This window comes from Virgibacillus sp. LDC1, assembly GCF_025792345.1.
Classification (GTDB): Bacteria; Bacillota; Bacilli; order Paenibacillales; family Paenibacillaceae; genus Paenibacillus_AQ; species Paenibacillus_AQ lautus.
The window spans coordinates 32,121-44,486 of record NZ_JAOXLZ010000009.1; the positions used below are offsets into that span (position 1 = coordinate 32,121).

Here is a 12,366-nt window from a genome sequence, read left to right on the forward strand (position 1 = left end):
GTTGCTGGATCCTACCAACGGTAGTGAGCAAACGCTTTGTTCGCTTCAGCCATTTTGTGTGTATCTTCGCGTTTCTTAACGGAAGCGCCTGTGTTGTTGGAAGCATCGATGATCTCAGCCGCCAAACGCTCTTCCATGGTTTTCTCGCCGCGGTTGCGGGAGTAGTTTACGAGCCAACGTAATCCAAGGGATGTACGTCTCTCTGGTTTAACTTCGATTGGAACCTGGTAGTTAGCACCGCCGACACGACGAGCTTTTACTTCCAATACTGGCATGATGTTCTTGATAGCTGCTTCAAACACTTCCATCGGATCATTACCAGTACGTTCCTTGATGATGTTGAATGAATTGTAAAGGATGCTTTGAGCAACACCTCTTTTACCATCCAACATGATGCGGTTGATCAGACGAGTTACCAGCTTGCTGTTATACACTGGATCTGGCAGCACGTCTCTTTTAGTTACTGGACCTTTGCGTGGCATGGATATCCCCCTTTCTTCAGTCATGAGTCATGTTACGAAAACATGAGCATCAATTAGCTTTTTGCTTTAGGACGCTTCGTGCCGTATTTGGAACGAGCTTGCATCCGGTTGTTTACACCAGCGGTATCAAGTGCGCCGCGAACGATATGGTAACGTACACCCGGAAGGTCTTTTACCCGTCCACCGCGAACCAATACAACACTGTGCTCTTGCAAGTTATGTCCGATACCCGGAATGTAAGCCGTCACCTCAATGCGGTTCGTCAAGCGAACACGAGCATATTTACGAAGTGCGGAGTTCGGTTTTTTTGGCGTCATTGTACCTACACGAGTGCATACACCGCGTTTTTGCGGAGCGCTCAAGTCGGTCTCCTCACGTTTCAAAGCGTTAAAACCTTTTTGAAGAGCTGGAGATTTCGATTTGTAAACTTTGGCTTGACGGCCCTTGCGAACCAGTTGGTTAATTGTTGGCATGCTAGCCACCCCCTTCCCGTATTTATCATTCGATTACAAACCCCGTTTAAGTCCACAGACCCAGGCGGTTCATAAAAGAACAAATGAAAAGTTTTTGCCGAGAGAAGTAACGTCTTCTCCAACAAAAACGATTTCTCAAATCATGATTTCAAGACAGCTACCATAGCTGCACCAACTTCAATACCGCATGCTTCTCCAAGCTCTATCATCGTGGGTACATAGTTGATATGCACGCCATTCTTATCACACTCGGATACGACTTTTGAAATCAAACGTTGGTCGCAATCTTCGGCCACATAAACCTCTGCAGCCAAACCGGATTCAACGGCCTTCATCGTTTGTTTGGTGCCAATCTTGATGTGTGCATCCTGTAATCCTTTATCATTAGACACAAGTCATTCCTCCAAAAGAACAGGGAACAAAGAAACTATTCACGCACCTTTGCTATATTAGCATCTGCCCTAATCGATGTCAAGCTATTAAATGAGGAAAAAAGAAACTTTGGGACGGAGAGCTTCCGCATCTTAAGATACGGAAATTCCCCATCACCTGACTGTCTCTTAATCTATAGAAGCTGTTTCGAGTTCCTGACTTTCGTCATTCACATCGTTTTGTCCCGTGAACTTCACGCTGCGATAACGGTTCATACCGGTACCTGCAGGGATCAGTTTACCGATGATAACATTCTCTTTCAGACCAAGCAGCTGATCGACTTTACCTTTAATGGCAGCGTCAGTCAACACGCGAGTCGTCTCCTGGAAGGAGGCTGCTGACAAGAACGAATCGGTTTCAAGAGATGCTTTTGTAATCCCGAGGAGAACCGGTTTGGCAACCGCAGGTTCTTTCCCGGAGAGAATAGCATCTTTATTTGCTGCTTCGTATTCATGCATATCCACGAAGGAGCCTGGCAGCAGGTTCGTATCTCCCGCATCAACGATACGGAATTTACGCAGCATCTGTCTGATCATAACTTCAACGTGTTTATCGTTAATTTCTACGCCTTGGTTACGGTATACGCGTTGTACTTCCTGTAGGATGTAGTTCTGCACGCCACGGATACCTTTGATGCGAAGCATTTCCTTCGGATCAATGGAACCATCGGTCAGTTCATCCCCAGCTTCAATTTGCTTGCCTTCGCTTACGCGCAGACGGGAGCCATAGGTAACCGCGTAAACCTTAGTCTCAGCTTCACCTTGTATTTCGATTTCACGACGGTCTTTCGTTTCGCGGATCTCTTTAACCACGCCGTCGATCTCACTAATGGTCGCTTGACCTTTAGGATTACGGGCTTCAAAGAGCTCCTGGATACGCGGAAGACCTTGCGTAATATCATCACCGGCAACGCCGCCTGTGTGGAACGTACGCATCGTGAGCTGTGTTCCCGGTTCGCCGATGGATTGAGCCGCGATAATACCAACCGCTTCACCAATCTCAACATGCTTACCAGTAGCCAGGTTACGACCGTAACATTTTTTGCAGACGCCATAACGTGCACGACAGCTCAAGATGGAACGGATTTGAAGCTTCTCAACGCCAGCTGCTACGATTTCTTCAGCTTTGTCGGAGTCAATCAATTCGTTACGATTTACGATGATCTCTTTCGTTTCCGGATGACGGACGGTTTCAAATGCATAACGTCCCTCAATACGGTCATAGAGATCCTCGATAACTTCTTTACCGTCCTGAATACGGCTAACCGTAAAGCCTTTATCCGTGCTGCACTCATCTTCGCGAACGATAACATCCTGGGCTACGTCAACAAGTCGACGAGTCAAGTAACCGGAGTCAGCGGTACGAAGCGCTGTATCGGCAAGTCCTTTACGCGCACCGTGCGTGGACAGGAAGTACTCGAGTACCGTCAGTCCTTCACGGAAGTTCGATTTGATTGGGAGTTCGATGATACGTCCCGACGGGTTCGCCATCAGACCCCGCATACCGCCGAGCTGAGTGATCTGCGATTTGTTACCACGTGCTTTCGAATCAACCATGAGCATGATGGAGTTAAAGCGGTCCATCGATTTCATGAGTACATCCGTAATATCGTCCTTGGTCTTGGACCAGATATCGATAACACGGTCATAACGTTCTTCATTCGTAATCAAGCCGCGGCGATATTGGTTCGTTACCACTTTAACCTTCTCGTCGGACTCTTTCAGAATTTCATTCTTCTCGTCAGGTACGATAACGTCGGATACCGCAACGGTTACGCCTGCACGAGTAGAGTAGGTGAAACCGAGCTGCTTGATTTTATCCAAAATCACAGAGGTTTCCGTGGTATGGTACGTTTCGAAGCAGCGTGCAATGATGGAACCCAGATATTCCTTACCAACAGCACCGCTGATTGGCAGTTCCTGAATCACTTTTTGAATATCTGCGCCCTTCTCGTATACGAAATACTTCTCAGGCGTGCCTTGCAGCAAGTTCGTACGAGTCGCTTCATTGATGTAAGGGAAGCTGGCAGGGAAAATCTCGTTAAAGATAATCCGGCCGATCGTCGTAACCAAAATCGCATCCTGCTGTTTTTCCGTAAAGCTGGTCTTGCCCAGGGCTTTAACCGGAATCGCTACGCGTGCATGCAGACCGGCTGCTTCACGCTGATAAGCGGAAACCGCTTCGTTCACGCTGCCCAGAATCATGCCGGTACCTTTCTCTTCCTTGTTATCCATCGTTAGATAGAAGGAACCCAGTACCATATCCTGAGACGGCGTAACAACCGGCTTGCCGTCTTTCGGGTTCAGAATGTTACCCGATGCCAGCATCAACAGACGCGCTTCAGCTTGAGCTTCAGCGGACAAAGGAACGTGAACCGCCATTTGGTCACCGTCAAAGTCAGCGTTATATGCTGTACATACGAGCGGATGGAGACGGATCGCATGGCCCTCAACCAGAATCGGTTCAAATGCTTGAATACCGAGTCTGTGAAGCGTCGGTGCACGGTTCAGAAGAACCGGATGCTCTTTAATGACCTCTTCGAGCACATCCCATACTTCTGGACTTACACGTTCTACTTTGCGTTTCGCACTCTTGATATTATGAGCCAGGCCTTTGTTGACCAGTTCTTTCATAACGAACGGCTTGAAGAGCTCAAGCGCCATTTTCTTAGGCAGACCGCACTGGTACATTTTCAGGTAAGGACCTACAACGATAACGGAACGACCGGAATAGTCAACCCGTTTACCGAGCAAGTTCTGACGGAAACGTCCTTGTTTACCTTTCAGCATGTGGCTGAGGGATTTAAGCGGACGGTTACCTGGGCCTGTGACCGGACGACCGCGACGGCCGTTATCGATCAATGCATCGACAGCTTCCTGCAGCATGCGCTTCTCGTTCTGTACGATAATATCCGGCGCGCCGAGATCCAGCAGTCTTTTCAGACGGTTGTTCCGGTTAATGACACGACGGTACAGATCGTTCAAGTCGGAGGTCGCAAAGCGTCCACCATCAAGTTGAACCATCGGGCGAAGCTCCGGCGGAATGACCGGCAGCACATCCATGATCATCCACTCCGGATTGTTGCCGGAGTTACGGAACGCCTCAATCACTTCCAGGCGTTTGATGGCCCGGTTGCGGCGCTGACCCTGTGCAGTGCGCAGTTCTTCCTTAAGGAACTCAAGCTCTTTGTCAACATCGATGTCTTGAAGAAGCTTCTTAACCGCTTCAGCACCCATGCCGGCCTGGAATCCGTAGCCGTACTTCTCACGATAGCTGCGATATTCCTTCTCGGACAACAGCTGCTTCTTCTCCAGCGGTGTATCTCCTGGATCGGTTACAACATAAGATGCGAAGTAAATGATCTCTTCCAGAGATCTTGGGGACATATCCAGAGCCAGACCCATACGGCTTGGAATGCCTTTGAAATACCAAATATGCGATACAGGAGCCGCAAGCTCGATATGGCCCATCCGTTCACGACGGACTTTAGCGCGTGTTACTTCAACGCCACAGCGATCGCAGACTACTCCTTTATAACGGACACGCTTATACTTACCGCAATGACATTCCCAGTCCTTCTGCGGACCGAAAATCCGTTCACAGAACAGGCCTTCTTTCTCCGGCTTCAATGTACGGTAGTTAATCGTTTCCGGCTTCTTCACCTCTCCGCGAGACCAAGAGCGAATTTTTTCCGGTGAAGCAAGACCGATTTTCATGTACTCAAAATTGTTAACGTCCAACAAGGAGCAACCCTCCTCAACCTAGTCCTATTTATGTGCTATACGACCATAACACCACCGCCGACTTATAAGCCGACGGGGGTGAATGATTGACCGTTATTCCACTCCGACTTCAGTGCCTTCCAAGTTAAGGCTCAGTTTATCACCTTGAGCATCGTCTTCGTCGTCGAGTTCTTTCATCTCGATTTCCTCTTCATTCTCGCTCAGGATTTTGACGTCCATACCGAGAGACTGAAGCTCTTTAATCAATACCTTGAACGATTCAGGAACACCCGGTTCCGGAACGTTCTCGCCCTTGACGATGGATTCGTAGGTTTTCACCCGGCCGACCACGTCATCCGACTTGACGGTAAGAATTTCTTGCAGCGTATAGGCAGCACCGTAAGCTTCAAGTGCCCACACTTCCATCTCACCGAAGCGCTGTCCGCCGAACTGAGCTTTACCACCCAGCGGCTGCTGCGTAACGAGTGAGTATGGTCCCGTAGAACGGGCGTGAATTTTATCATCAACCATGTGCGCGAGCTTGATCATGTGCATGACGCCGACGGTAACTTCACGTTCAAAACGTTCACCCGTCCGTCCGTCGTACAATACGGTCTTACCATTGCGCTGCATGCCTGCTTCTTCCATCGTATCAAACACGTCATACTCGCTTGCACCGTCAAATACCGGTGAAGCCACGTGAATGCCGAGCTGGAGCGCAGCCATACCCAAGTGAACCTCGAGCACCTGACCGATGTTCATCCGTGACGGAACCCCTAGAGGGTTCAACACAACTTGAACCGGCGTGCCATCTGGCAGGAACGGCATATCTTCTTCAGGCAAAATACGGGCAACGACACCTTTGTTACCGTGACGTCCGGCCATTTTGTCACCTTCGGAGATTTTACGTTTCTGTGCGATGTAAACGCGAACCAGTTGGTTAACGCCCGGCGGCAATTCGTCGCCGTTCTCACGTGTAAACACCTTAACATCTACGATGATCCCGTCACTACCGTGAGGAACGCGCAGCGAGGTATCGCGTACTTCGCGAGCCTTCTCACCGAAGATCGCATGCAGGAGACGCTCTTCTGCCGTCAGTTCGGTTACACCCTTAGGTGTTACCTTACCCACGAGGATGTCTCCGGCGCTGATTTCGGCACCGATGCGGATGATTCCGCGCTCGTCAAGGTTCTTCAACGCTTCTTCCCCTACGTTAGGAATATCACGCGTAATTTCTTCCGGTCCAAGCTTCGTGTCACGAGCCTCGGATTCGTACTCCTCGATATGAATCGAAGTGTACACGTCCTCTTTGACCAGTTTCTCGGAGAGAAGAATCGCATCCTCGTAGTTGTAACCTTCCCAAGTCATGAACGCAACAACGACGTTGCGGCCCAGTGCCAATTCACCCATCTCTGTGGATGGACCGTCTGCGAGGATGTCACCTTTTTTGATTACATCGCCGCGTTTAACGATTGGACGTTGGTTGATGCATGTTCCTTGGTTCGAACGCATAAATTTGTGTAATTTATGTTTAATAAGATCGCCTTTGACTTCTTGTCCGTCGACATTTTCCACACGGCGGACCCAGATTTCATTAGCGGATGAACGTTCGATAATCCCGTCATATTTGGACACAATACATACACCGGAGTCTTTTGCAGACTTGTGTTCCATTCCGGTTCCGACCAGCGGAGCTTTAGGAATAAGAAGCGGAACAGCCTGCCGCTGCATGTTGGATCCCATCAGCGCGCGGTTGGAGTCATCGTTCTCAAGGAACGGAATGAGCGCCGTCGCTACCGACACGACCTGCTTAGGCGATACGTCCATGTAGTCTACACGGTCGCTCGGCATAGGAAGGATGTTATCGGATTGCTTGTTATAACGGACGATAACCATTTCGTCAGCGAATGTTCCGTCTTCGTTGAGTTCGGCGTTCGCCTGGGCAACGATATAGTTATCCTCTTCATCTGCAGTCAGGTAATCGATTTGGTCCGTTACTTTACCGGTCTTCGGATCCACCCAACGATACGGAGCTTCAATGAAGCCATATTCGTTGATGCGCGCAAACGTCGACAAGGAGTTGATCAGACCGATGTTCGGTCCCTCCGGCGTCTCGATCGGACACATACGGCCATAGTGACTGTGGTGAACGTCCCGCACTTCAAAGCCCGCACGCTCACGCGTCAAACCGCCGGGTCCGAGAGCAGACAGACGACGTTTATGCGTCAGTTCCGCAAGCGGGTTCGTCTGATCCATGAACTGGGACAGCTGGGAGCTGCCGAAGAACTCTTTAATCGATGCGATAACCGGACGTATGTTGATGAGCGCCTGCGGCGTAATCACATTAGCATCCTGAATCGACATTCTTTCACGAACGACACGTTCCATCCGGGACAAACCGATACGGAACTGATTTTGAAGCAATTCGCCTACGGAGCGCAGACGACGGTTACCCAGGTGGTCGATATCATCCGTGTTGCCGATTCCATGCAGCAAGTTGATGAAGTAGCTGATGGAAGAAATGATATCTGCCTGCGTAATATGCTTCACGGATTTATCAATGTTTGCGTTCGCGATGACCTTCACGACTTTTGCATCCTCGATTGGAGAGAATACATCGATCGTTTGCAGCGGGATATCCTCGCTGTCCATTACGCCGCCGGTAACATGATAATTCTTAAAGCCTACGCTCTTCTCAAGGTAAGGCATGATCTCGTCCAAAAGACGGCGATCTACGGTTTGACCAGCTTCCGCAATGATCTCACCCGTATCGGTGTCTATCAAACTCTCTGCCAAACGTTGATTAAAGAGACGGTTCTTAATATGAAGCTTCTTGTTGATCTTGTAGCGACCAACGTTAGCCAAATCATAACGCTTCGGATCGAAGAAACGGGCAACGAGAAGGCTCTTCGCATTCTCCAGTGTTGGCGGCTCGCCCGGACGAAGGCGTTCATAGATTTCGATGAGCGCTTTTTCCGTAGAGTCGGTGTTGTCTTTATCCAGCGTGTTTTGAATATATTCATCATTGCCCAGAAGATCCAGAATCTCGGCATCTGTACCAAAACCAAGTGCACGTAAAAGTACCGTTACAGGGATTTTACGGGTGCGGTCGATCCGGACATAGATAATGTCCTTCGCGTCCATCTCCAGTTCCAGCCAAGCGCCGCGGTTAGGGATAACTGTTGCAGTGTACGTCGTCTTACCGTTTTTATCCACTTTTGTGCTGAAATAGACGCTGGGAGAGCGAACCAACTGGCTGACAATAACCCGTTCGGCACCATTGATAATGAATGTTCCGGTTTCCGTCATTAACGGGAAGTCTCCCATGAACACTTCCTGCTCCTTGACCTCTCCGGTCTCCTTGTTAATGAGCCGGACTTTCACGCGGAGCGGCGCCGCATAAGTAACGTCGCGTTCTTTCGCGTCATCGACGGTGTATTTCGGTTCTCCAAGGCTGTAGTCAATGAACTCTAGTACCAAATTACCTGTGAAATCCTGGATCGGCGAGATGTCCTGGAACATTTCGCGGAGTCCTTCCTCCAAAAACCATTCATAAGATTTTTGTTGGATTTCAATCAGGTTCGGAACTTCGAGTACCTCGTTAATACGAGCATAACTTCGCCGAGTGCGTCGACCATATTGAACAAGATGTCCTGCCAACTTAAACTCACCCCTCATGTCTACTCACTTTAAAAATTTCATTGCGAACCTCTGTTTGTAACACTATAATGGAACATACAGAGTACACTCCCATAAATAGAGAAAAGCCCTTATCGAATACCTTTTCGAAAAAAGAGCAGCTTATCCATGGTTATGATAATCATCTCATATCCTGTAGATTTGCCCAAAATGTACATATTATACGTCAATATGATCGACTTTATGCATCTTTCCACACATTAAGTCTTGACATTTCAGTCAACTAAAGACAAAGAGACCATCCTAATACTGACATTTTATAATAATACCATACCAGCATACCCAAGTCAACAGCCTAGTCGAACTATTTTAAGAAGATTTAGTCGCTTTAAATATCCGGTATCCTTTATCCTTTGTTACTTCCTCTACCTGATGAAATAAACTCTCCAGTTTCGCTTTCGCTGAAGGCGCGCCTTGCTTCTTCTGAATCACAACCCACAGCTGCCCATCCTCGCGCAAATGCTTCCACGATTCTTCGAATATGGCATGTACCGTCTCTTTCCCGGCACGAATCGGCGGATTGGTTAGAACCACGTCAAATTGCTGACCCTGCACCGCAGCAAACAAATCGCTCTCCAAGATGGTCACATTAGATATACCGTTACGTTTTGCATTCTCCTTGGCTAATTCGACAGCACGGCTATTGATGTCGATCATCGTCACATGGCCTTGCGCAGCCATTCTTGCCGCCGACAAACCGATCGGACCATATCCGCAGCCTACATCCAACACTTCGGCATGCTGGCTAAAGTTCATAGCCTCTATTAATACCTTGCTGCCATAATCCACGCCGCTCTTAGAGAATACGCCCGCGTCACTGATAAAGTTGAAAGTCTGCCCCCGAAGCTCCGTCTTTAACTCCTTACGGTCATGAGCAATTTCCGGCTGATTCGAGTAATAATGTTGATTCGGCATCATTTCCTCCGTCTTGAATCAAAGTCTGCCCGCCTGAGCTATTACGCTCTTAAGCGCTCTTATCCCCAGTATAACCTTTCTTGCGGTGAATCAGTACCCCGTGATCTCCCCGCCACAATAACAAACCCCTTGAACAAATATTCAAGGGGTTTGATTCTTGCTGCGTGAATCTCAAGAAGCTAATTACTTAACTTCTACGGATGCGCCTGCTTCTTCCAATTTAGCTTTAACAGCTTCTGCTTCTTCTTTAGCTACTTTTTCTTTCAATGGTTTTGGAGCGTTGTCAACCAGTTCTTTTGCTTCTTTCAAGCCAAGACCTGTGATTTCGCGAACCACTTTGATTACGTTGATTTTGGACGCGCCTGCGCTAGTCAGGATTACGTCAAATTCGGATTGCTCAGCAGCTTCAGCTGCACCAGCGCCACCTACAACAGCTACTGGAGCTGCAGCAGTTACACCAAATTCTTCTTCGATTGCTTTTACGAGATCGTTCAGTTCCAGAACGGACATACCTTTAATTGCTTCCAAGATTTGCTCTTTGCTCATTGGGTTGAACCTCCATTTATTATTAAGATTTTATAGTTGTTGTTACACAGCTTTAGCAAGACAAAGCTTATGCGCCTTGTTCTTCCTTCTCAGCAACAGCCTTAACTGCAAGCGCGAAGTTGCGCACTGGAGCTTGAAGCACGCTGAGGAGCATGGAGAGGAGACCTTCGCGGGACGGAAGTTCTGCCAGAGCTTTAATTTCGCTCTCTCCGATTACACGGCCTTCTACTACGCCGCCTTTCAATTTCAACGCGTCGTTTTTCTTAGCAAAATCGTTGAGGATTTTTGCTGGAGCGACAGCGTCATTGGTACCAAATGCAACAGCTGTAGGACCAGTCAAGACTTCGTCCAGATCAGTCAGCTCTGCTGCCGCAGTTGCACGGCGAAGCAGCGTGTTTTTCAGTACTTGGAACTCGACGCCAGCTTCACGAAGCTGTTTACGAAGTTCAGTTACTTGCGCAACGTTCAATCCGCGATAGTCAGCAACTACTGTCGATACGCTTTCGCGCAGCTTAGCAGCAACGACATCAACCGCTTCTTGTTTCGCTTGAATCACTTTTGCGTTTGCCAATGATTACACCTCCTGGTTGTATTAGTAGCGTAAGAGCACCAAGCTCTCCACTCTTCCTACGGGCACTAAAAAAGCCTCCGTAGAATCACGAAGGCCTGATGAATCATCATTTGGCCGGTGTAACCGGACAAATTGTTGACGTTCTATCATAACACCTCGGTAGGAAATTAAGCCTGCTTAGGGCACCTACTGTCTACGGTAAGCATATTCAACTTTAAGGGTCAGTCTCGAAGACTCACAACTTTTACATAATATCAAACCTCATTGACCAAAGTCAATGGTAATATTATCTGTAAACGGTTGTGTTCACGCGAGCGCTTGGTCCCATTGTCGAGGAAACAGCGATACCTTTCAGGTATACACCTTTAGCAGCAGCTGGTTTCGCACGATTCAATGCATCGATGAGAGCTTTAAGGTTCTCATTCAATTGAGCTGCATCGAAAGACACTTTGCCGATTGGCGCGTGAATTTGACCTGCTTTGTCCAGACGGTACTCGATTTTACCGGCTTTGATTTCTTGAACAGCCTTAGCAACATCGAATGTAACCGTACCAGCTTTAGGGTTAGGCATCAGGCCTTTACCACCGAGCAGACGGCCAAGTTTACCGACTTCACTCATCATATCAGGTGTAGCTACGCAGACATCGAACTCGAACCAGCCTTGTTGAATTTTGTTGATCATGTCTTGATCGCCAACAAAATCAGCGCCAGCAGCTTCTGCCTCTTTCGCTTTTTCACCTTTTGCAAATACCAGAACGCGTTGTGTTTTACCTGTGCCGTGAGGCAAGACAACAACACCACGAACAGCCTGGTCTTGTTTACGTGGGTCTACACCCAAACGTACAGCCGCTTCAACAGTTTCGTCGAATTTGGCAGTTGCAGCCTTCTTCACAAGCTCTACAGCTTCCAAAGGCTCATAAGTTGCTTCGCTGTCAATCAGCTTCGCAGCTTCAACGTATTTCTTACCGTGTTTAGCCATGTTTGTTTTCCTCCTTTGTGGTGTTAGCGGAAATTCCTCCCACATAATCCGAACCTAGTCCGGTTTCAATCGAAAGACAATTAGTCTTCGATTGTGATACCCATACTACGGGCAGTACCTTCTACCATCTTCATTGCAGCTTCAACAGATGCAGCGTTCAGGTCAGGCATTTTTGTTTCAGCGATTTGACGAACAGCGTCACGCTTAACGGTAGCAACTTTCTTCTTGTTAGGCTCGCCGGATCCTTTTTCGATCTTAGCAGCCACACGAAGCAGAACAGCAGCCGGTGGAGTTTTAGTGATGAATGTAAAGGAACGATCTTCAAACACCGAAATTTCAACCGGAATGATCAGACCAGCTTGATCAGCAGTACGTGCGTTGAACTCTTTACAGAATGCCATGATGTTGACACCCGCTTGACCCAATGCAGGACCTACTGGAGGAGCCGGATTCGCTTTACCTGCAGGAATTTGCAGTTTCACAATCTTGATAACTTTCTTAGCCATGGTTGACACCTCCTTGCATCAATAGTGGTAGCGGACGCTTT

At 48.3% G+C, this 12,366-nt stretch carries 10 protein-coding genes and 1 other annotated feature; all 10 genes read right to left on the reverse strand.

Going from position 1 to position 12,366, the window contains the following annotated elements; all coding sequences use genetic code 11:
• Window positions 1-11 precede the first annotated feature (11 nt).
• On the reverse strand, window positions 12-482 hold the full coding sequence (gene rpsG / locus OHJ21_RS31990; protein WP_006212929.1) for a 30S ribosomal protein S7: 471 nt from the start codon (window positions 480-482) through the stop codon (window positions 12-14).
• A 53-nt stretch (window positions 483-535) separates the two neighbouring features.
• Window positions 536-955 (reverse strand): 30S ribosomal protein S12, encoded by a 420-nt coding sequence (gene rpsL / locus OHJ21_RS31995; RefSeq protein ID WP_006212930.1) that lies wholly within the window; start codon window positions 953-955, stop codon window positions 536-538.
• Window positions 956-1,095: 140 nt separating this feature from the next.
• Window positions 1,096-1,347 (reverse strand): ribosomal L7Ae/L30e/S12e/Gadd45 family protein, encoded by a 252-nt coding sequence (locus tag OHJ21_RS32000; RefSeq protein ID WP_006212931.1) that lies wholly within the window; start codon window positions 1,345-1,347, stop codon window positions 1,096-1,098.
• A 168-nt stretch (window positions 1,348-1,515) separates the two neighbouring features.
• Complete coding sequence (rpoC, locus tag OHJ21_RS32005; protein WP_100541552.1) at window positions 1,516-5,130, reverse strand: DNA-directed RNA polymerase subunit beta'; 3,615 nt, start codon at window positions 5,128-5,130, stop codon at window positions 1,516-1,518.
• Window positions 5,131-5,223: 93 nt separating this feature from the next.
• Window positions 5,224-8,769 (reverse strand): DNA-directed RNA polymerase subunit beta, encoded by a 3,546-nt coding sequence (rpoB, locus tag OHJ21_RS32010; RefSeq protein WP_100541553.1) that lies wholly within the window; start codon window positions 8,767-8,769, stop codon window positions 5,224-5,226.
• A 348-nt stretch (window positions 8,770-9,117) separates the two neighbouring features.
• Window positions 9,118-9,723: a class I SAM-dependent methyltransferase gene (locus OHJ21_RS32015; RefSeq protein ID WP_486022322.1), complete on the reverse strand. Its 606-nt coding sequence runs from the start codon at window positions 9,721-9,723 to the stop codon at window positions 9,118-9,120.
• Between the two features lie 183 nt (window positions 9,724-9,906).
• Window positions 9,907-10,269 (reverse strand): 50S ribosomal protein L7/L12, encoded by a 363-nt coding sequence (rplL, locus tag OHJ21_RS32020; RefSeq protein WP_076326231.1) that lies wholly within the window; start codon window positions 10,267-10,269, stop codon window positions 9,907-9,909.
• Window positions 10,270-10,336: 67 nt separating this feature from the next.
• A complete protein-coding gene (gene rplJ, locus OHJ21_RS32025; RefSeq protein WP_009591975.1) occupies window positions 10,337-10,840 on the reverse strand; it encodes a 50S ribosomal protein L10 in 504 nt (167 codons plus the stop codon).
• Between the two features lie 58 nt (window positions 10,841-10,898).
• Window positions 10,899-11,057 (reverse strand) — a sequence feature (ribosomal protein L10 leader region).
• A 69-nt stretch (window positions 11,058-11,126) separates the two neighbouring features.
• The gene (gene rplA, locus OHJ21_RS32030; protein ID WP_009591966.1) at window positions 11,127-11,819 is read right to left on the reverse strand and encodes a 50S ribosomal protein L1; all 693 of its coding nucleotides are present in this window, start codon (window positions 11,817-11,819) and stop codon (window positions 11,127-11,129) included.
• 80 nt (window positions 11,820-11,899) lie between these two features.
• A complete protein-coding gene (gene rplK / locus OHJ21_RS32035) occupies window positions 11,900-12,325 on the reverse strand; it encodes a 50S ribosomal protein L11 (protein WP_076326233.1) in 426 nt (141 codons plus the stop codon).
• Window positions 12,326-12,366 lie beyond the last annotated feature (41 nt).

Excerpts from the sequence above, each read along its gene's own strand:
- OHJ21_RS32015 (WP_486022322.1), bottom strand. The coding sequence starts at position 9,723 with ATGCCGAATCAACATTATTACTCGAATCAGCCGGAAATTGCTCATGAC.
- rpsL (WP_006212930.1), bottom strand. The coding sequence starts at position 955 with ATGCCAACAATTAACCAACTGGTTCGCAAGGGCCGTCAAGCCAAAGTT.
- rplK (WP_076326233.1), bottom strand. The coding sequence starts at position 12,325 with ATGGCTAAGAAAGTTATCAAGATTGTGAAACTGCAAATTCCTGCAGGT.
- rplA (WP_009591966.1), bottom strand. The coding sequence starts at position 11,819 with ATGGCTAAACACGGTAAGAAATACGTTGAAGCTGCGAAGCTGATTGAC.
- rpsG (WP_006212929.1), bottom strand. The coding sequence starts at position 482 with ATGCCACGCAAAGGTCCAGTAACTAAAAGAGACGTGCTGCCAGATCCA.
- rplL (WP_076326231.1), bottom strand. The coding sequence starts at position 10,269 with ATGAGCAAAGAGCAAATCTTGGAAGCAATTAAAGGTATGTCCGTTCTG.